A 23,697-nucleotide genomic window follows, 5' to 3' on the forward strand; every position below is an offset into this window, starting at 1 on the left:
CCAATCGTGAACCCACAACCCAAAATCCTCTCCCCAAAAGAGGCGTTCAAGGCCTGCTTCTCCGCTGTTGCTGGGTACCTCGGCAGGCCGAGTTCCGAGACCGTGCTGTTTGCCGGCGTGCCGCTGTCAGACACCCGCATCGATATCGACGCCATCCGGCATCTTGCCGAACGCATCGGTCTTGAAATCACGGAATTCAGCCATCGCGACTTTCTTCGCGGACGCATCGACCTTCCCGCCATTCTGTTTCGCGTCAGCCAGTTGCCTGTAGCGCTGCTTGCCCAGACCGAGGACGGTGGATTTACGACCGCTCCCCAGGAAGACGGCCGCACGACAATCAGCAAATCCGAGTTTTCCGGAAGTTATATCAGTGGCGGCGTTTCGTTCTCGATAACCTATGCCAACGCGGTCGAGGCGATGAGCGTCGGTTCTGCGGCCAAGATCGAGCGGCGACATTGGCTGACCGGCACAATGGGGCCGTTCTGGCGCACCTATTCCAAGGTCATCCTGTCAGCGGTATTCATCAATTTGTTGGCTCTTGCCTCACCGATCTTCACCATGAATGTCTACGACAGGATCTTGCCGAACAAGGCGATATCGACGCTCTGGGTGCTGTCGATCGGGATCGGCGCGGTCATTCTGTTCGACCTGCTCTTGAAGACCGCCAGAGCGTCGCTGATCGACTATGCCGGCCGCAAGGCCGATCTTCGCATCTCCTATATGCTGTTCGAGAAGGTTCTGAACTCGTCCTTGTCGGCACGGCCCGGCTCAACCGGCGAATATGCAAATCGGGTGACGCAGTACGAGTTCGTGCGCGAGTTTTTCACGTCGAACACCATCAGCATCTTCATCGACACGGCCTTCGTCTTCGTCTTTCTTGTTGTCATCTATGCGATAGGCGGTTGGCTGGTGGTCATACCGGCCATTGCCTTTGTCGCCTCGGTGATCGTCGGGCTGATCACGCAACGGCGCATCGGCAAACGCGTTGCCGCTTCCATGAACGAGGCTTCGCAGCGCCAGGCCCTGCTGGTGGAATCCATCTCCACGCTGGAAACGATCAAATCGCTCCGGGCAGAGGCGTACCTTCTGCGAAAATGGGCGGAGCATTCCAAGAACGCATCCAACACGTCCGAGAGGATCAAACAGCTTTCGGCTGCCGCCGGCAACATAACCCAAGCCATCCAGCAGATGGTCACCGTCGCTTTGATCGTGGCCGGCGCCTATGCCTTTTCGGAAGGGCATGTCTCGACCGGCGCCATCATCGGCACCGTCATGCTGGCAGGCCGGGCGGTCGCCCCGCTTGGGCAGATTGCGATCACCTTGTCCAGACTTCGCCAGGCGATGCTGTCCCTGCGAATGGTGAATTCGATCATGGCGCAGCCTGAGGATCGGCCGGACACGGTTGGTTTCGTCAACCGCCCCATTCGCAACGGTGCAATGGCATTCAGGAATGTCGGCTTTGTCTACCCGGGTTCCGAAAACGAAGTGCTGACCGGCCTGAATTTCTCGGTGAAGCCCGGTGAGCGGATCGGCATCATCGGCCGCATAGGCTCGGGAAAGACGACCATGGGGCGGCTGATCGGCAGGCTTTTCCTGCCGACCTCCGGCGAGCTGCTGCTGGACGGGATCGACATCCGTCAATATCACCCATCGGAGGTTCGCGCCGCGGTCGGGATCGTCGCGCAAGCCAACGATCTGTTTTCCGGCACCATCAAGGAAAATCTCCTGATGGCGTGCCCGGAGGCGACCGATGAGCAGATCGTCGACGCGGCCAAGGCTGCCGGCGTCGACGACTTCGTCTCCCGCCATCCGCGAGGCTACGACATGAATGTCGGCGAGCGCGGCACCAATCTCTCGGGCGGTCAGAGGCAGACAATGGCAATTGCCCGCCTGTTGCTGACCAAACCGAAGATCGTGTTCCTGGACGAGCCGTCCGGCTCGATGGATCTGGCTTCCGAACGCCAGCTGATCAAGCAGCTCAAAGTGGCTTTCGATCGCAACACGACGCTGATCGTTTCGACGCACCGCTTCAGCATGCTCGAGCTGGCCGACCGCCTGATTGTCATCGAGCAGGGCAAGATCGTTGCCGATGGACCGAAAGACCAAGTGATACAGGCGCTGCAGAAAACAAGCGCCTGACGAACAGAATTATGCGTGAATACAGCACGTCGGGACGTGGTAAATGCTAGCCAGGGAAGACCGTCCGCCGCTTTTTGCATCGGCTTCGATATTCATTATCGGAGCGCTCTTTGCGAGTTCGGTAGCCTGGGCGTCCTTTGCCGAGGTCGATGAAATCGCACGCGGCGACGGCAAGATCATACCGGCGTCGAAGACCCAGATCATCCAGGCCAGCGAGCCGGGCGTGGTTCAGGAAATCGCCGTGACGATCGGTCAGGTCGTCAAGAAGAATGACCTCATCATTCGTCTCGACAACACCTTCAACACTTCCAGCCTTGGCGAGCAGCAGGCCAAGGCGCGGGCATTGCAGACGCGCATTGCACGGCTCAAATTCGAACAGACCGGAAGTCTAGAGGGCGCGTTTCCGTGCCCGCCCGAGATTCAGAAGGTGGCGCCGGAAATCTGCGACAACGAGCAGAAGCTGCTAATCGCGCGCCGCGACAACTTCGAAGTCAAACTGTCGGTTCTCAAGTCGCGCCTCGATCAGCGTGAGAAGGAACTCGACGAAGCCAACGCCAATGCCGATCGCCTCACCAAGAACCTGGCTGTCAGCGACCAGGAGGCGAAGCTGGTCGAAGCGATGGTCAAGAAAGGCCTGATGGCGCGAACCGAGCAGCTCCGCGTCGAGCGCGAGCAGACCGAGCTCAATGGTCAGCTGACGCTTGCCGGAGAGACCATCAAGAAAGCCAGGTCTGCCATCACGGAAGCCAAGCTTCAGGTCGACGAACTTGGCCTCCAGCTGCAACAGGAAGCGCTCAGCGATCTGACGCAGGCGCTGGCCGATCTCTCGGTGGTGGACGAGACGATACGCGGTGCCACCGACAAGGTGGCGCGTACCGATATCCGTTCGCCTGTCGATGGTATCGTCAACACGCTTGACATCAACACGGTCGGCGCCTTCGTCCAGCCCGGCGCGGTCGTCGCGGGTATCGTGCCGACGTCCGAGACCCTGCTGGTCGAAGCCCGGGTCTCACCGCGGGACGTCGCCTTCATCCGGCCGGGCCAGGATGCCCTGATCAAGGTGACCGCCTATGACTTCTCGATCTTCGGCGGCATCGAAGGCAAGGTGTCGAACATCACTGCCGACAGCCTTGTCGACCAGAAGACCGGCGAACCGTACTATCAGGTGCGTGTCGCCACCGACAAATCGACCCTGACACGCGACGGCAAGACCTATTCGATCATCCCCGGCATGATCTGTTCGGTCGACATCAAGACCGGACGCAAGACGATTCTCACCTACCTTCTGAAACCAATCAACAAGGCGCGGGAGGAGGCAATGAGTGAGCGATAGTGCGATCTCCCGCCCGGTCGATCGCGACCGGCTGCTGCCACCGCTGGCGAGTGAGGATTTCGGTCTCGAGTTCCGGGTTGTGGCGCGTGGCGGCACGCGCCGCGGCATTCGTCTGGAGAGGGCGTTCTGGACTTCGCTGAAGCAGATGGCGGAAAGCCGCAAATGCACGATCGGCACACTGATCGAGGAAATTGCAGAGAGCCACGCCAACGCCGGAAACCTGACATCGGCAATCCGCGTAGCCTGCATGCGTGGACTGGCCGACCAGAACGTCACCTTGCAGAGGCTCGCGTCGATCAAGACCATCAACGCCATTCTCGTCGCCTGTCCCTCGCCGGCCTTTGCCCTGGCATCGTCGAAGAAGATCCTGACCTTCAATGCGCCGTTCCAGCAACTGGTGCGGCGGCAATTGCCGGTGGCGCCGAACGAGGACGCGCGCCAGGATCTCAAGCTGGCGCTGGACCTCAATGTCGCCGACATATTCGCCAGGCTCGACGCCAATGGCGAGACGCCGGTCGCGACCGGTTTCGTCATAGGCGCCGGCGACCGCCGCTACCGCGGTCAACTGAGCGCGGTGCGGGCGCCGGTGGTCGAGCCGGAACTGCTGATGGCGTTCGTCTTCGGCGGCTAGAGCAATTCCGGGAAAAATGTGAGCGGTTTCCGTCGAAAATTGCGTCAAACAAGAGATAGAGCGCTCAAGACTCTCTGACGGAAGCTTACGGCTGCACACCTTCACCAGGCGCGACCGTCGAAAGGCCGCCCTTGATATCGGCTATTTGAGCAGAACCGGTCTTCGCGCCATGGATCCACGCGCGATCCGTGCTGAACGAATAGAGCGGTACGTAGGTCGGCAGGTCTGTGTCGCGCGAAACGACGTTGCTCAGGCTGTCGAGAATGAAGACGCCGCTGCCGGTGCTGACCGACAGCACGGCATGAAAGAAACCGCGCTTGCGATCCTGCAAGACGACCAGCGACATGCTCTGCGCCGGGATGCCTGCATGCAGCAGCGCGGCCATCTTGAGGATGGCGAAATCCTCGCAGTCCCCTGCCCGCCGCTCAAGGATTTCCGCGGGCTTGGCCCAGTAGTCGAGCCTGCCGTAAACCGCGCTGTCCTTCTTGTAGGCGATGGCGCGATTTATACTTGAGTTGACGAAGGACAACTTGTCGATGAAGCGCTTGTTCCCGGCTGCCTTGACGATCTCGGCAAAGGCGCTGTTCTTGCGTTCGCACGCGCTGCTCGCGGTACAGTCGACAATTGCCTTGTAGACCGGCGCCCAGCGCGCCGAAACCGGGAAATTGCGCATCGACAGGGCAACAGAACCGAACACGCCGGGAATGATCGCCGCCGTCTGGATCGGGTCGATCCCGGCGGCGGGCAGCGCGATCGAAGAACCACGCTTTTCATCAACGGCAACAAGACCATAGCTGCTGAAAATCATGCCGATCCGGTAGGCTGGAACCGGCTGCCATGGCTGCGGCCGAGCCAGCGAAACGCCGCCGAGACTGGAAGGGGTTTCGATCGCCGCCAGAACTCCAGCGGCAGCGCCGGCATTCACGGCAATTGCTTTCGCGGATGATGGCTGCGGCAGGCTTGTGATCGCCATTGCCAGCAGGAGGAGCCTGAGCCCGGTTATTCCCAGGGCAGATTTTTCTTTTTTCATAACGCCCACCTCTTGACTGTGGACGGTACCAATCTTGTCTCAAATTACTGGAAAGGAAGGTGGATAAGTTTCCTTCAATCGGGAATACCCATTTTGTGTAAAATTTTATTCAAATTTATACTTCTGTTTACCAATCCAGCTCAGCCGGCGGATATCAAACGAGGCGCGGCGCGGCCAATGCATAGCAGATTATATCTTCTGGGTTTACCACGCGTAAAAAATGCCGAGACTTGCATACCAGGATATATGAAATTGATTGCGGGACAGTTGCAAAGCAGAAGTCGTCACTGTCTCTATCCGGGAAATGCCGGAGGGGTTTGGCGATGACGACGAGTAACGATTTGGATACCGTCTCGAATTCTTGGGACGAGCACTCTTCACATGAACATGGCGGCTCGCCATCGCAGGCAGGCATCCAGGTAGCGCAGGCCGCTCAGGCGGCGCCTGCCGAGCCGGTGCCGGTCGATGTCGGCAGTGGCGCACCCGTTCAGCCGGCAGCACCCGCGGAGGCGAAAGCGCCGGCGGCAGCCGCGCCGCATGAATACGTGGCCGACGCCAGCAACATCGTGAAACTTCCGGCGGACGTCTCCATCGACAACATCAAGGTCGACGGCCACAATCTGTTGCTGGAACAGGCGGACGGTTCAGTCATCCTCATCAAGGATGGCGCGCTCAACGTGCCGACCTTCATCATCGGTGATGTCGAAGTTCCGCGCGTGGCCTTGCTGGCCGCTCTTGAAGCGAGCCACGTCGATGTCGCCTTCGGCGCCGATGGTTCCATATCGGCCGGCCCCGGAGGCGCCCCTGGCAGCGCCGGCGGCGACTTCACCATTCCTCCAGGCGGTATCGGCGACGGCTTCGATCTTTCGGCATTGCTGCCGCCGACGGACCTGCAATTTGGACTGCTGAAGCCGCGTGAGCTGACGATTGGGGTCAGGGAAGAAGATACGACGCCGACAATCGACATTGGCTCCGGGTTTGTCGTCAACGAGGCCGCCCTTTCTGACGGGACAGACCCGGCCAGCACCGCCGAGCAGGTTTCAGGGACCTTCAACATCGTCGCGGGCGATGGCATCGGCACGCTTGCCATTGACGGTGTCGACGTGACCAACGGCGGCAGCGTTACCGGGCAATACGGCACGCTCGTGGTCACCGGCAATCCGACGAACGGCTACAGCTGGGTCTATACCCTTGCCGACAACACTCTTGATCATCACGACAAGTTATCGACCGGAACGACCGAGGGGGTTTCCGACAGCTTTGCCGTCGTGGTTACAGACACAGACAATGAGCCGGCCACCGCGACCCTCAATATCGGTGTGCTGGATGACGGCCCAACGCTTTCCGTCCAGGCAACTGTGCAAGCGGGACAGTTGCTTTCAGTCGAGCTCGACGAGACGGTCGGCGGCGACCGCTACAATAGCGGCGAGACTGAAGATGCCGGCGGCAACGCCAACACCGATGACGGCGTTGGCCTGGCCCAGGTGACGACCGGCCTGGCGGGTGGCCTTTCTTCGCTGTTCGCCGCTGGCGGCGTCTATGGTGCCGACGGACAGGGCAGCACGACCGGGCAGTTCGCATTCACCGGCATTCCGGCCGGTGGCCTTGCCACGAATCTCATTGCCACGGACGGCGGGGCCATCACGCTCTTCCTCGAAGGCAGCGTCATTGTCGGCCGCGACACGCAGAACAATCAGGTTCTGACCATCGCGATAACCGGTGCGCCCGGTGCCGAGCAGCTGCAGACCACGCTCTACGAAGCGCTCAACCATGGCGCCGACGGCAACAAGTTCGATTCCGAGCTCAACCTTGCGCTGACCAATGGCGGCCAGGTTCAGCTGCAGTATGAGGTGACGCGCCAGGACGGCGACGGCGACACCATCACAGAGAAGGCGACCGTCGACTTGATCGACGGCCAAGGCTCGGCATTCTCCTTCGACGACGATGGACCAAGCCTAACGGTCGGCGCCCACGATGGAGCCGCTGGCCTGCTTTCCGTCGAGCTCGACGAGACGGTTGGCGCGGACCGCTACAATGGCGGCGAGACTGAAGACGCTGGCGGCAACGCCAACACCGATGATGGCGTCGGCCTGGCACAGGTCAACACGGCAGTATCGGGCGGACTGACCAATCTGTTCACGATCGGCGGCAGCTTTGGTTCAGACGGACCGGGCAGCACGACCGGGCAGTTCGCATTCACCGGCATTCCGGCCGGTGGCCTTGCCACGAATCTCATTGCCACGGACGGCGGGGCCATTACGCTCTTCCTCGAAGGCAGCGTCATTGTCGGCCGCGACACGCAGAACAATCAGGTTCTGACCATTGCGATCACCGGCGCGCCGGGCGCCGAGCAGCTGCAGACCACGCTCTATGAAGCGCTCAACCATGGCGCCGACGGCAACAAGTTCGATTCCGAGCTCAACCTTGCGCTGACCAATGGCGGCCAGGTTCAGCTGCAGTATGAGGTGACGCGCCAGGACGGCGACGGCGACACCATCACAGAGAAGGCGACCGTCGACTTGATCGACGGCCAAGGCTCGGCATTCTCCTTCGACGACGATGGACCAAGCCTAACGGTCGGCGCCCACGATGGAGCCGCTGGCCTGCTTTCCGTCGAGCTCGACGAGACGGTTGGCGCGGACCGCTACAATGGCGGCGAGACTGAAGACGCTGGCGGCAACGCCAACACCGATGATGGCGTCGGCCTGGCACAGGTCAACACGGCAGTATCGGGCGGACTGACCAATCTGTTCACGATCGGCGGCAGCTATGGTTCGGACGGTCCTGGAACCGTCACCGGCGCTTTGAGCTTCACCGGCATTCCGGCCGGTGGCCTTGCCACGAATCTCATTGCCACGGACGGCGGGGCCATTACGCTCTTCCTCGAAGGCAGCGTCATTGTCGGCCGCGACACGCAGAACAATCAGGTTCTGACCATCGCGATCACCGGCGCGCCGGGCGCCGAGCAGCTGCAGACCACGCTCTACGAAGCGCTCAACCATGGCGCTGACGGCAACAAGTTCGATTCCGAGCTCAACCTTGCGCTGACCAATGGCGGCCAGGTTCAGCTGCAGTATGAGGTGACGCGCCAGGACGGCGACGGCGACACCATCACAGAGAATGCGACCGTCGACCTGATCAACGGCCAAGGCTCCGCATTCTCCTTCGACGATGACGGGCCGAAGGTTATTGGCGCCGCCCAGGTCACCGCGAATGTCGACGAAGATGGTCTGCACAACAGCCAGTCCACCGGAAATGCCGACAATCCTCAGCTCGACGGCGAAGTGACCGGAACAAACTCCGCGGTTGCCATCGGTGCTGCCGGCGCATTGAATGCAATCGTCGACTTCGGCTCTGACGGCCCTAATGCGACCTCCGCTTTCGGCCTTGTCACCCAAACCACCCCATCGGATTCGGGGTTTGATTCGAAAGGCGGCAACGTCCTCATCGTCTCCGACGGCACGACCCTGACCGGCTATGTCGATGTAGGCGCCGGTGCCGGCTATCAGGCGGGCACGGATCGTCCCGTTTTCACCCTGACCGTCGGTGCGGACGGCTCCTATGTCTTCACCCTGATCGACCAGATCGATCATCCGACGCTGCCGGGCGACAGCACCGAAAACACGCTTGCCAATGGCGGGATCGATCTCTCGGCATTCGTCGTCGCCAAGGATGGCGACGGCGACACCATCGGACTGGCGGCTGGTACGTTCAAGGTCCAGGTGCTCGACGACGTTCCGCAGATCCTCGCCCGGGACGCCGGCACGACAACCACAACCACCACCGAAACGATCGTCTATACGCTGCAGGCCGGCAACACCGATGTTCGCGGCATGGATGGCGCCGGCAATCACGACATCAAGCTCACCGGCATCGACATCAACGAAGGCGACAATTCCGTCAACACCACGGGTACCAAGATCGGCGTCGGCGACGGCCAGATCATCGACGGATACGAAACCCATCCGCATTTGACCGGCCCCGAAATCGTGACGATGGACTTCGTCAATGATCTTGTGATCACACCCAACGGTCCGAATCCGCCAAGCGTCAGCGACAGCGGCTCGTACGATGTCGCCTCGGTAAAGTTCACGATCGATGTTGCGGAAGCCCAGGGTGTCGAAGCCGCCGTGATGTTCATCGGCGCCAAGGACGGTGGCACATTCGGACCGTTCACCGTGAACATCAACGGTGTGCTGACCGCCGGCACGGCTGTCTTCGAAGGCGGCGTGCAGGTGGGCTATGCCTTCGCCGGCGTGCCGGATGGTGCGACGGTCGAGGTCATTGGCAGCACCCCGTTCGACCAGCTCAAGGTGGGCAACTACAACGATTTTACCTTCGATTCCAACGCTGGCGGGACCGATGCGACCTTGACTGGCGGCAACCCGTTCAAGATCTTCGGCATCGAAGCCAAGATCACGACCGTCACCACACAAACCGAAGTCTTCCGGGTCAGCCACGACGAATCCGCCGGCGTCAACAATGCCGCGGATCCCAATCCGGCCAACGACACCGCGCTTCCCCCGCCTGCCCTGGTCACCGAACCAGACGCACTAGGTTACGCAAAATCTTCAGCCAGTGCACTCGGCCTGTTCAATGCGTCGGTTGGCGCGGACGACGACGCGACGTTCTCCTTTGCGGTGACGGATGCGAACGGCAACCCGCTGGCAAACATCGATTCGGGCCTGAAGACACTCGACGGCCTGGCAATCATGCTCTCGACAAATGCGGACGGCGTTCTCGTCGGTTCTGCCAACGGCATCGACGTGTTCAAGGTTTATGTCGATCCGACCGGCGCGGTCTGGATCGGGCAGTATCAACCGATCGCTCACAATGTCGACGGTTCAAGCACCGCAGCATTTGACGACATCGCGACCGTCGCCGCCGACCTGCACGTCAAAGCCACCATCACCGATTTCGACGGCGATACCAGCACCGCCGTATCCCATGTCGCCTTGAGCATCGAATTCCAGGATGACGGTCCGGTCGCGGTAGATGATCAGGACTCGGTCACAGAAGAAGGGCCGCTCACGGCAGATGGCAATGTGATCACGGGCGTAGGCGGCGCCGACGCAAACGCAACCGACGGCCACGCGGATCACCTCGGCACCGACGGCTTGGGCTCGATCACCTGGGACGGCGCCGATGCCGATCATCATGTAGCAGGAACCTACGGCGAGCTGACGGTGGGCGCTGACGGCAGCTATAGCTATGCGCTCTATACGCAGGCACAGAATCCGACCGCATATGCCGCAGTGCAGGCGCTTTCGGTCGGCGAGAGCCTGTCTGAAACCTTCGACTATACGCTCACGGATGGTGACGGCGACACCGCGCCGGCTTCGCTAACCATAACGGTCAATGGCGCCGATGATATCGTCACCATTTCGGGGCTAACGCCACAAACGGACGGCGGCGATACAGTCGTTGACGAAAAAGGGCTTCCACCTCGCGGATCCGAGCCGGCTGGCTCCGGCGAACTCCAGGACGCCAATCCAACCAACAACTCCGATCATTCGGAGACGAATGGCGGCACGTTCGCTTTCACCTCTCCGGACGGCCTGGGGTCGCTGCAGGTGGGCACCACCAGCATCAGCTATGCCCAGCTCTCGAACTCGGGCGCGGTTCCCATCGTCATTGCGGGCGGCCCGGTCTACGGCACGCTGACGATCACCGGCTTCAGCGGAACAAACGCCGGTGGCACAGTGAGCTACAGCTTCACGCTCACCGACAATGTCGATCATCCAGGCACTGGAGTAGTCGGGGCGGCCGATCAGCTGTTTGCGAACTATGCTGTTGTCGTCACCGATGAGGATACGAGTTCTTCGAGCAGCACACTATCGATTGCCATCAATGATGATGGTCCCGTTGCACACGCCGATACCGACAGTGTTGCGTCCAACCAGTTCACCGCCGAGACCGGCAATGTGCTGAGCGCGGTTGGCACCACCTCGCCGGTCACCGGCATCGACGTCAAGGGCGCCGATGGCGCTGCCGTGGTCGGCGTTGCCGCCGGCAACACCAATCTCGATGTCGACAATGCCGCAACGCTCGGCACCCAGGTCCAGGGCAGCTACGGCAAGCTGACGCTCAACGCCGACGGCTCCTACTCCTATGTTCGCGATGCCGGCACGCAGGGCGGCGTCAGCGATGTCTTCACCTACACCATCAAGGACGGCGACGGCGACACCTCGCACACCACGCTGACCATCGCCATCGGCGATTCAACCCCGACCGACGCCATTCCGGCTGCCGGCGGCGCCACCACCACCGTCTATGAAGCCAGCCTGCCGGCACGCGCCGGCGAACCGGCCGGCTCCAACGAGCCTGCAACCACCGAGACCACTTCGGGCACCATCGGCTTCACCTCGCCCGACGGCCTGACCACCGTCTCGCTGGGTGGCCATGTGCTGACCGGCTCGGCCCAGACTTTTGCCGACGGCACCACAGGATCGCTGACGGCCAGCTATGTCTACAATGCAACCACCGGCATCGGCACCATCAGCTACGCCTATACGCTGATCGACAACACGCTGACCGATCCGTCGAGCACCAGCTTCGCGGTCGTCGTCACCGACGCCGACGGCGACAGCGCTCCAGCCGGCAATCTCGTCATCACCATCGTCGACGACGTGCCGACCGCACACGCCGATACCGACAGTGTTGCGTCCAACCAGTTCACCGCCGAGACCGGCAATGTGCTGAGCGCGGTTGGCACCACCTCGCCGGTCACCGGCATCGACGTCAAGGGCGCCGATGGCGCTGCCGTGGTCGGCGTTGCCGCCGGCAACACCAATCTCGATGTCGACAATGCCGCAACGCTCGGCACCCAGGTCCAGGGCAGCTACGGCAAGCTGACGCTCAACGCCGACGGCTCCTACTCCTATGTTCGCGATGCCGGCACGCAGGGCGGCGTCAGCGATGTCTTCACCTACACCATCAAGGACGGCGACGGCGACACCTCGCACACCACGCTGACCATCGCCATCGGCGATTCAACCCCGACCGACGCCATTCCGGCTGCCGGCGGCGCCACCACCACCGTCTATGAAGCCAGCCTGCCGGCACGCGCCGGCGAACCGGCCGGCTCCAACGAGCCTGCAACCACCGAGACCACTTCGGGCACCATCGGCTTCACCTCGCCCGACGGCCTGACCACCGTCTCGCTGGGTGGCCATGTGCTGACCGGCTCGGCCCAGACTTTTGCCGACGGCACCACAGGATCGCTGACGGCCAGCTATGTCTACAATGCAACCACCGGCATCGGCACCATCAGCTACGCCTATACGCTGATCGACAACACGCTGACCGATCCGTCGAGCACCAGCTTCGCGGTCGTCGTCACCGACGCCGACGGCGACAGCGCTCCAGCCGGCAATCTCGTCATCACCATCGTCGACGACGTGCCGACCGCACACGCCGATACCGACAGTGTTGCGTCCAACCAGTTCACCGCCGAGACCGGCAATGTGCTGAGCGCGGTTGGCACCACCTCGCCGGTCACCGGCATCGACGTCAAGGGCGCCGATGGCGCTGCCGTGGTCGGCGTTGCCGCCGGCAACACCAATCTCGATGTCGACAATGCCGCAACGCTCGGCACCCAGGTCCAGGGCAGCTACGGCAAGCTGACGCTCAACGCCGACGGCTCCTACTCCTATGTTCGCGATGCCGGCACGCAGGGCGGCGTCAGCGATGTCTTCACCTACACCATCAAGGACGGCGACGGCGACACCTCGCACACCACGCTGACCATCGCCATCGGCGATTCAACCCCGACCGACGCCATTCCGGCTGCCGGCGGCGCCACCACCACCGTCTATGAAGCCAGCCTGCCGGCACGCGCCGGCGAACCGGCCGGCTCCAACGAGCCTGCAACCACCGAGACCACTTCGGGCACCATCGGCTTCACCTCGCCCGACGGCCTGACCACCGTCTCGCTGGGTGGCCATGTGCTGACCGGCTCGGCCCAGACTTTTGCCGACGGCACCACAGGATCGCTGACGGCCAGCTATGTCTACAATGCAACCACCGGCATCGGCACCATCAGCTACGCCTATACGCTGATCGACAACACGCTGACCGATCCGTCGAGCACCAGCTTCGCGGTCGTCGTCACCGACGCCGACGGCGACAGCGCTCCAGCCGGCAATCTCGTCATCACCATCGTCGACGACGTGCCGACCGCACACGCCGATACCGACAGTGTTGCGTCCAACCAGTTCACCGCCGAGACCGGCAATGTGCTGAGCGCGGTTGGCACCACCTCGCCGGTCACCGGCATCGACGTCAAGGGCGCCGATGGCGCTGCCGTGGTCGGCGTTGCCGCCGGCAACACCAATCTCGATGTCGACAATGCCGCAACGCTCGGCACCCAGGTCCAGGGCAGCTACGGCAAGCTGACGCTCAACGCCGACGGCTCCTACTCCTATGTTCGCGATGCCGGCACGCAGGGCGGCGTCAGCGATGTCTTCACCTACACCATCAAGGACGGCGACGGCGACACCTCGCACACCACGCTGACCATCGCCATCGGCGATTCAACCCCGACCGACGCCATTCCGGCTGCCGGCGGCGCCACCACCACCGTCTATGAAGCCAGCCTGCCGGCACGCGCCGGCGAACCGGCCGGCTCCAACGAGCCTGCAACCACCGAGACCACTTCGGGCACCATCGGCTTCACCTCGCCCGACGGCCTGACCACCGTCTCGCTGGGTGGCCATGTGCTGACCGGCTCGGCCCAGACTTTTGCCGACGGCACCACAGGATCGCTGACGGCCAGCTATGTCTACAATGCAACCACCGGCATCGGCACCATCAGCTACGCCTATACGCTGATCGACAACACGCTGACCGATCCGTCGAGCACCAGCTTCGCGGTCGTCGTCACCGACGCCGACGGCGACAGCGCTCCAGCCGGCAATCTCGTCATCACCATCGTCGACGACGTGCCGACCGCACACGCCGATACCGACAGTGTTGCGTCCAACCAGTTCACCGCCGAGACCGGCAATGTGCTGAGCGCGGTTGGCACCACCTCGCCGGTCACCGGCATCGACGTCAAGGGCGCCGATGGCGCTGCCGTGGTCGGCGTTGCCGCCGGCAACACCAATCTCGATGTCGACAATGCCGCAACGCTCGGCACCCAGGTCCAGGGCAGCTACGGCAAGCTGACGCTCAACGCCGACGGCTCCTACTCCTATGTTCGCGATGCCGGCACGCAGGGCGGCGTCAGCGATGTCTTCACCTACACCATCAAGGACGGCGACGGCGACACCTCGCACACCACGCTGACCATCGCCATCGGCGATTCAACCCCGACCGACGCCATTCCGGCTGCCGGCGGCGCCACCACCACCGTCTATGAAGCCAGCCTGCCGGCACGCGCCGGCGAACCGGCCGGCTCCAACGAGCCTGCAACCACCGAGACCACTTCGGGCACCATCGGCTTCACCTCGCCCGACGGCCTGACCACCGTCTCGCTGGGTGGCCATGTGCTGACCGGCTCGGCCCAGACTTTTGCCGACGGCACCACAGGATCGCTGACGGCCAGCTATGTCTACAATGCAACCACCGGCATCGGCACCATCAGCTACGCCTATACGCTGATCGACAACACGCTGACCGATCCGTCGAGCACCAGCTTCGCGGTCGTCGTCACCGACGCCGACGGCGACAGCGCTCCAGCCGGCAATCTCGTCATCACCATCGTCGACGACGTGCCGACCGCACACGCCGATACCGACAGTGTTGCGTCCAACCAGTTCACCGCCGAGACCGGCAATGTGCTGAGCGCGGTTGGCACCACCTCGCCGGTCACCGGCATCGACGTCAAGGGCGCCGATGGCGCTGCCGTGGTCGGCGTTGCCGCCGGCAACACCAATCTCGATGTCGACAATGCCGCAACGCTCGGCACCCAGGTCCAGGGCAGCTACGGCAAGCTGACGCTCAACGCCGACGGCTCCTACTCCTATGTTCGCGATGCCGGCACGCAGGGCGGCGTCAGCGATGTCTTCACCTACACCATCAAGGACGGCGACGGCGACACCTCGCACACCACGCTGACCATCGCCATCGGCGATTCAACCCCGACCGACGCCATTCCGGCTGCCGGCGGCGCCACCACCACCGTCTATGAAGCCAGCCTGCCGGCACGCGCCGGCGAACCGGCCGGCTCCAACGAGCCTGCAACCACCGAGACCACTTCGGGCACCATCGGCTTCACCTCGCCCGACGGCCTGACCACCGTCTCGCTGGGTGGCCATGTGCTGACCGGCTCGGCCCAGACTTTTGCCGACGGCACCACAGGATCGCTGACGGCCAGCTATGTCTACAATGCAACCACCGGCATCGGCACCATCAGCTACGCCTATACGCTGATCGACAACACGCTGACCGATCCGTCGAGCACCAGCTTCGCGGTCGTCGTCACCGACGCCGACGGCGACAGCGCTCCAGCCGGCAATCTCGTCATCACCATCGTCGACGACGTGCCGACCGCACACGCCGATACCGACAGTGTTGCGTCCAACCAGTTCACCGCCGAGACCGGCAATGTGCTGAGCGCGGTTGGCACCACCTCGCCGGTCACCGGCATCGACGTCAAGGGCGCCGATGGCGCTGCCGTGGTCGGCGTTGCCGCCGGCAACACCAATCTCGATGTCGACAATGCCGCAACGCTCGGCACCCAGGTCCAGGGCAGCTACGGCAAGCTGACGCTCAACGCCGACGGCTCCTACTCCTATGTTCGCGATGCCGGCACGCAGGGCGGCGTCAGCGATGTCTTCACCTACACCATCAAGGACGGCGACGGCGACACCTCGCACACCACGCTGACCATCGCCATCGGCGATTCAACCCCGACCGACGCCATTCCGGCTGCCGGCGGCGCCACCACCACCGTCTATGAAGCCAGCCTGCCGGCACGCGCCGGCGAACCGGCCGGCTCCAACGAGCCTGCAACCACCGAGACCACTTCGGGCACCATCGGCTTCACCTCGCCCGACGGCCTGACCACCGTCTCGCTGGGTGGCCATGTGCTGACCGGCTCGGCCCAGACTTTTGCCGACGGCACCACAGGATCGCTGACGGCCAGCTATGTCTACAATGCAACCACCGGCATCGGCACCATCAGCTACGCCTATACGCTGATCGACAACACGCTGACCGATCCGTCGAGCACCAGCTTCGCGGTCGTCGTCACCGACGCCGACGGCGACAGCGCTCCAGCCGGCAATCTCGTCATCACCATCGTCGACGACGTGCCGACCGCACACGCCGATACCGACAGTGTTGCGTCCAACCAGTTCACCGCCGAGACCGGCAATGTGCTGAGCGCGGTTGGCACCACCTCGCCGGTCACCGGCATCGACGTCAAGGGCGCCGATGGCGCTGCCGTGGTCGGCGTTGCCGCCGGCAACACCAATCTCGATGTCGACAATGCCGCAACGCTCGGCACCCAGGTCCAGGGCAGCTACGGCAAGCTGACGCTCAACGCCGACGGCTCCTACTCCTATGTTCGCGATGCCGGCACGCAGGGCGGCGTCAGCGATGTCTTCACCTACACCATCAAGGACGGCGACGGCGACACCTCGCACACCACGCTGACCATCGCCATCGGCGATTCAACCCCGACCGACGCCATTCCGGCTGCCGGCGGCGCCACCACCACCGTCTATGAAGCCAGCCTGCCGGCACGCGCCGGCGAACCGGCCGGCTCCAACGAGCCTGCAACCACCGAGACCACTTCGGGCACCATCGGCTTCACCTCGCCCGACGGCCTGACCACCGTCTCGCTGGGTGGCCATGTGCTGACCGGCTCGGCCCAGACTTTTGCCGACGGCACCACAGGATCGCTGACGGCCAGCTATGTCTACAATGCAACCACCGGCATCGGCACCATCAGCTACGCCTATACGCTGATCGACAACACGCTGACCGATCCGTCGAGCACCAGCTTCGCGGTCGTCGTCACCGACGCCGACGGCGACAGCGCTCCAGCCGGCAATCTCGTCATCACCATCGTCGACGACGTGCCGACCGCACACGCCGATACCGACAGTGTTGCGTCCAACCAGTTCACCGCCGAGACCGGCAATGTGCTGAGCGCGGTTGGCACCACCTCGCCGGTCACCGGCATCGACGTCAAGGGCGCCGATGGCGCTGCCGTGGTCGGCGTTGCCGCCGGCAACACCAATCTCGATGTCGACAATGCCGCAACGCTCGGCACCCAGGTCCAGGGCAGCTACGGCAAGCTGACGCTCAACGCCGACGGCTCCTACTCCTATGTTCGCGATGCCGGCACGCAGGGCGGCGTCAGCGATGTCTTCACCTACACCATCAAGGACGGCGACGGCGACACCTCGCACACCACGCTGACCATCGCCATCGGCGATTCAACCCCGACCGACGCCATTCCGGCTGCCGGCGGCGCCACCACCACCGTCTATGAAGCCAGCCTGCCGGCACGCGCCGGCGAACCGGCCGGCTCCAACGAGCCTGCAACCACCGAGACCACTTCGGGCACCATCGGCTTCACCTCGCCCGACGGCCTGACCACCGTCTCGCTGGGTGGCCATGTGCTGACCGGCTCGGCCCAGACTTTTGCCGACGGCACCACAGGATCGCTGACGGCCAGCTATGTCTACAATGCAACCACCGGCATCGGCACCATCAGCTACGCCTATACGCTGATCGACAACACGCTGACCGATCCGTCGAGCACCAGCTTCGCGGTCGTCGTCACCGACGCCGACGGCGACAGCGCTCCAGCCGGCAATCTCGTCATCACCATCGTCGACGACGTGCCGACCGCACACGCCGATACCGACAGTGTTGCGTCCAACCAGTTCACCGCCGAGACCGGCAATGTGCTGAGCGCGGTTGGCACCACCTCGCCGGTCACCGGCATCGACGTCAAGGGCGCCGATGGCGCTGCCGTGGTCGGCGTTGCCGCCGGCAACACCAATCTCGATGTCGACAATGCCGCAACGCTCGGCACCCAGGTCCAGGGCAGCTACGGCAAGCTGACGCTCAACGCCGACGGCTCCTACTCCTATGTTCGCGATGCCGGCACGCAGGGCGGCGTCAGCGATGTCTTCACCTACACCATCAAGGACGGCGACGGCGACACCTCGCACACCACGCTGACCATCGCCATCGGCGATTCAACCCCGACCGACGCCATTCCGGCTGCCGGCGGCGCCACCACCACCGTCTATGAAGCCAGCCTGCCGGCACGCGCCGGCGAACCGGCCGGCTCCAACGAGCCTGCAACCACCGAGACCACTTCGGGCACCATCGGCTTCACCTCGCCCGACGGCCTGACCACCGTCTCGCTGGGTGGCCATGTGCTGACCGGCTCGGCCCAGACTTTTGCCGACGGCACCACAGGATCGCTGACGGCCAGCTATGTCTACAATGCAACCACCGGCATCGGCACCATCAGCTACGCCTATACGCTGATCGACAACACGCTGACCGATCCGTCGAGCACCAGCTTCGCGGTCGTCGTCACCGACGCCGACGGCGACAGCGCTCCAGCCGGCAATCTCGTCATCACCATCGTCGACGACGTGCCGACCGCACACGCCGATACCGACAGTGTTGCGTCCAACCAGTTCACCGCCGAGACCGGCAATGTGCTGAGCGCGGTTGGCACCACCTCGCCGGTCACCGGCATCGACGTCAAGGGCGCCGATGGCGCTGCCGTGGTCGGCGTTGCCGCCGGCAACACCAATCTCGATGTCGACAATGCCGCAACGCTCGGCACCCAGGTCCAGGGCAGCTACGGCAAGCTGACGCTCAACGCCGACGGCTCCTACTCCTATGTTCGCGATGCCGGCACGCAGGGCGGCGTCAGCGATGTCTTCACCTACACCATCAAGGACGGCGACGGCGACACCTCGCACACCACGCTGACCATCGCCATCGGCGATTCAACCCCGACCGACGCCATTCCGGCTGCCGGCGGCGCCACCACCACCGTCTATGAAGCCAGCCTGCCGGCACGCGCCGGCGAACCGGCCGGCTCCAACGAGCCTGCAACCACCGAGACCACTTCGGGCACCATCGGCTTCACCTCGCCCGACGGCCTGACCACCGTCTCGCTGGGTGGCCATGTGCTGACCGGCTCGGCCCAGACTTTTGCCGACGGCACCACAGGATCGCTGACGGCCAGCTATGTCTACAATGCAACCACCGGCATCGGCACCATCAGCTACGCCTATACGCTGATCGACAACACGCTGACCGATCCGTCGAGCACCAGCTTCGCGGTCGTCGTCACCGACGCCGACGGCGACAGCGCTCCAGCCGGCAATCTCGTCATCACCATCGTCGACGACGTGCCGACCGCACACGCCGATACCGACAGTGTTGCGTCCAACCAGTTCACCGCCGAGACCGGCAATGTGCTGAGCGCGGTTGGCACCACCTCGCCGGTCACCGGCATCGACGTCAAGGGCGCCGATGGCGCTGCCGTGGTCGGCGTTGCCGCCGGCAACACCAATCTCGATGTCGACAATGCCGCAACGCTCGGCACCCAGGTCCAGGGCAGCTACGGCAAGCTGACGCTCAACGCCGACGGCTCCTACTCCTATGTTCGCGATGCCGGCACGCAGGGCGGCGTCAGCGATGTCTTCACCTACACCATCAAGGACGGCGACGGCGACACCTCGCACACCACGCTGACCATCGCCATCGGCGATTCAACCCCGACCGACGCCATTCCGGCTGCCGGCGGCGCCACCACCACCGTCTATGAAGCCAGCCTGCCGGCACGCGCCGGCGAACCGGCCGGCTCCAACGAGCCTGCAACCACCGAGACCACTTCGGGCACCATCGGCTTCACCTCGCCCGACGGCCTGACCACCGTCTCGCTGGGTGGCCATGTGCTGACCGGCTCGGCCCAGACTTTTGCCGACGGCACCACAGGATCGCTGACGGCCAGCTATGTCTACAATGCAACCACCGGCATCGGCACCATCAGCTACGCCTATACGCTGATCGACAACACGCTGACCGATCCGTCGAGCACCAGCTTCGCGGTCGTCGTCACCGACGCCGACGGCGACAGCGCTCCAGCCGGCAATCTCGTCATCACCATCGTCGACGACGTGCCGACCGCGACGAATGACACCTGGGGGCCAACGATCACCGGTGCGACGGTCCTCACCGGCCTCCTGACCAATGACAAGTTTGGCGCCGATGGCGTCGATACGGACAACAGTCCGGTCAGCGGTCAGGTGACCGTCACTAACGGTGCTCACGGCACCGTCACCTACAACAACAATGGAACGTTCACCTATACGCCGACGGGCATCTATGTCGGCTCGGACTCTTTCACATACACGATCAAGGACGGTGACGGCGACACTTCGACGGCCACGGTGACCCTGAATGTGCAGACCAACACCGTTCCATCGGGTGGCGGGACTGCATCGTTGACATTGAACGAAGCCGCGCTCGACACCACGCTCGATGCTTCGGCGCCTGCGGATCTCCAAGCCGGGGCCGTGACCGGCACCAACCCAGGCAGCCGCGGCGAGACGGCGCAAGCAATCAGCGGCATCACCTTCACCACGACCGGCGAAGCCATTAATGTTGCATTCGCCAACCCGACCGGCGATCCAAACTGGGTGGCGCCGACTGTTTCTGGCCTAGCCTCTGGATACACAATCAGCTGGGCGCTCGTCGGCAACCAACTCGTCGGCAGTCTGATACAAACGGCCGGCAGCGTGAACCTCGGCGCATTCGTCTATCTGGCGCTGTCAAACACAAGCGCTGGCGCCAACAGCTCGTTGACACCGATCATCACCGCGACGCTGACTGACCAGCTCCAACATATTGCCGGCTCGGGCAACATCACCATTAACGGGCTTCAGGTGGTGGCCACCGACACCAGCGGTGATCATGTTTCCGGATCGGTCAATCTGACGGTACTGGACGACGCTCCGAACGCTTTCGTCGGCGATGGAATCTATTTGCCCGATTCATTGCACTCTACGCTGACTGAGCATCTGAATTTCGCCGCCGGCGCCGGCGCCGACGGCGTGGGGAATGTCGTGTTCAGCGTAACCGAGGGCGCGGCCGTTACAGACGCCAACGGCGCGAGCATCTTCCTCAACGGCGAGCAGCTATTCTATCACATTTCTCCCGATGGACACACGGTCGAGGGTCGGACATCGGCGGCAAATGGCAACGATCTCGGGTTCACGGCAACACTCAACCAGGCAAATGACACCTGGTCATTTGTATTGAACGGCACGATCTTCAATGGATCTCAATTCACGACGGCTGGCGCCACGGCCACCGGCGGCAACAATCAGGTGAATGCGTTCACCACGTTGACCAGCCCGGACACCCCGAACGATCTGCTGGTCACGGCCAACGGTAGCAACACGGTAAATACCAGCACCGGAAACTTCGGCGTTGGCAGCGGTCAGAGCATCGCAAATGGAGAGACGATCCGTTTCGATTTCGTGACGAACGCATCGACCAACGGAAGCCTCGCCGGGACCAGCTATACCGACCACTATGAAGTATCGAGCTTCACTCAAGGGCTAACCAAAGTGGTCGGCGGCACGGTTGATATCAAGATCAGAGCTTTGAATGTCGACAATGACAATAGTTTTGTTGGTGACCTCTCGGGGGAAACCGTAGCCACCGGGATCACGGTTGTCGTTGTGAACGGGTCCGGAGGGGCCGTACCGACAGTGACGTACGACGCGGTGACCGGTACCTTCGCGTTGCATGGAATGGACCAAGGCGACACTTTCACCGTTACGGCAAGTTCGGATCCGTTCAGTGCGGTCGAGATCTCGGGCGCCTCATCGGGGACTTTCAAGCTTGGGGCCGCTAGTTTCGCGACCGCCAACGCGGTTGACCCATTCGATATCAAAATCCCTGTCACAGGAACGGATGGCGATGGCGATACGGCGGCCGGCAGCGTGAGCGCACACCTGTACCCAACAACCTCAACCCTCGAGGGCAGCGGCAGCGCTGACAATCTGGTGGCGACCGCGACAAAGACCACGGTGCTGGGCCAGGACGGCGACGATCATCTGACCAGCATCAATGGACATGATACGATCCTTTCCGGAGGACAGGGTAACGATACCCTGACAGGCCTCGATGGAAGGGATACGCTCGACGGCGGTTCCGGCACTGACACACTTAGCGGCGGATCGGGCGCGGACACCATGACAGGTGGAACCGGTGCCGATACCTTCCTGATCGGGGCTGGGGACTCCACACCAGTCATCGGTGGATCAGGCAACACCGGCACTATCTCCGGCTATGACATCATCACCGACTTCGTTGCCGGCACCGACAAGTTGAGCCTGCCTGGCACGCTCGTGTCAGCTACCGCCGGCGCGGTTGACGGTGCGGGAGATTCCGTATTAACGATCGGCGGAGATACGGTTGAATCTCATTCGGTCGCGAACGGGATCGCCAGCTTCTTCGGGACCGATCTCGGCGGTTCGCCTTTGAATATCACCACAACGTCAGGCGTAGCTGCGGCAGTCCAGTATCTAATGGGCACAGACATCGGAAACGCCGGAGCGACGCTCGCCTTCACGGCGACGATCTCGGGGGTAAATCACACCTTCGTCTACACGCAGACTACCGCGAGCGCAGGCGTCGGAACATTGGTCGATCTTCAGAACGTCACGGTAGCGAACTTGAACACCTTGATCGGCGGATCGATCGATCCCATCATCCTCGATATGAATCATGATGGCTTCGCCTTCTCCGACGTCAGCCATGGGGTCCAGTTCGACATGAATGGCGATGGCACGAAAGAACAGCTTGCCTGGAACACATCCCATGACGGCATGCTGGCCATCGACCTCAACCATGACGGCAAGATCGACGACGGCACCGAACTGTTCACGCCAAGCTTCGGCGGCGGCAACTTCGCAGGCGGCGCGGCGGCACTTGCATCGCTCGACAGCAACCATGATGGCCTCATCGACCACGATGACGCGGCATTCGACAGCTTGCTGATCTGGAAAGACGCCAACGCCAACGGCATAAGCGACGCCGGGGAGTTGTCGAACCTCGCCCATAACGATATTACTTCGATCGGCACGACAACGTCCTCCGCTGTCGGCGAAATCGATGGGCAGACCGTGACCGGCAGTGGGACCTTCCAGATGGCCGACGGGACGACCGGCAACTATGTTGAGGTCGAACTCGACACCTCGCTCGTTGCACCGGCAGAGCCGACCGTCGCTTCCGATGGGACAAAGACCTTCGCCATCGGCTCGCTCGAGGTTGCAGACCTGATCGCCGACTTCCACAACGGCGACCAGCTTGATCTTTCCTCGTTGCTCAAGGGCTTGGCTGGCGTCACCGATCTCGTCGGCGGCGGCTTCGTGGAGATCGCGCAGTCCTCGGCCAATGCGGCCAATGCCGAGGTCAAGGTCGATACCAACGGCGGCGGCGACAACTATCATACGGTCGCCGTGCTGGAGAACTACACATTCCACAGCGCCGCCGATGCGGTGAAGATACTTTACGATGACAGCCACGGCACCAAGACGGACGTGGCCTAAGGGGCGAAAG

At 62.8% G+C, this 23,697-nt stretch carries 5 protein-coding genes; 4 read left to right on the plus strand and 1 reads right to left on the minus strand.

Annotated features, from left to right (window positions below; genetic code table 11):
- The first annotated feature begins 6 nt into the window (after window positions 1–6).
- From ACYG9Y_RS20320 to ACYG9Y_RS20330, 3 genes are read left to right on the plus strand one after another with little or no spacing between them, the layout of a single operon-like run.
- Window positions 7–2,139: a type I secretion system permease/ATPase gene (locus ACYG9Y_RS20320; protein WP_023738303.1), complete on the plus strand. Its 2,133-nt coding sequence runs from the start codon at window positions 7–9 to the stop codon at window positions 2,137–2,139.
- 43 nt (window positions 2,140–2,182) lie between these two features.
- Window positions 2,183–3,472: an HlyD family type I secretion periplasmic adaptor subunit gene (locus ACYG9Y_RS20325; protein WP_023738302.1), complete on the plus strand. Its 1,290-nt coding sequence runs from the start codon at window positions 2,183–2,185 to the stop codon at window positions 3,470–3,472.
- The gene (locus ACYG9Y_RS20330; RefSeq protein WP_023712249.1) at window positions 3,462–4,103 is read left to right on the plus strand and encodes a ribbon-helix-helix domain-containing protein; all 642 of its coding nucleotides are present in this window, start codon (window positions 3,462–3,464) and stop codon (window positions 4,101–4,103) included. The genes ACYG9Y_RS20325 and ACYG9Y_RS20330 overlap by 11 nt, the downstream gene beginning before the upstream one ends.
- A gap of 85 nt (window positions 4,104–4,188) precedes the next feature.
- Here ACYG9Y_RS20330 and ACYG9Y_RS20335 read toward each other — a convergent pair whose 3' ends face one another.
- Window positions 4,189–5,133, minus strand: coding sequence for a transglutaminase-like cysteine peptidase (locus ACYG9Y_RS20335; RefSeq protein ID WP_023738301.1), 945 nt, complete (start codon window positions 5,131–5,133; stop codon window positions 4,189–4,191).
- 323 nt (window positions 5,134–5,456) lie between these two features.
- Here ACYG9Y_RS20335 and ACYG9Y_RS20340 point away from each other — a divergent pair, with 323 nt between their 5' ends.
- On the plus strand, window positions 5,457–23,687 hold the full coding sequence (locus tag ACYG9Y_RS20340) for a tandem-95 repeat protein (RefSeq protein WP_352609097.1): 18,231 nt from the start codon (window positions 5,457–5,459) through the stop codon (window positions 23,685–23,687).
- Window positions 23,688–23,697: the final 10 nt, after the last annotated feature.

This window comes from Mesorhizobium sp. W050, from assembly GCF_054719535.1.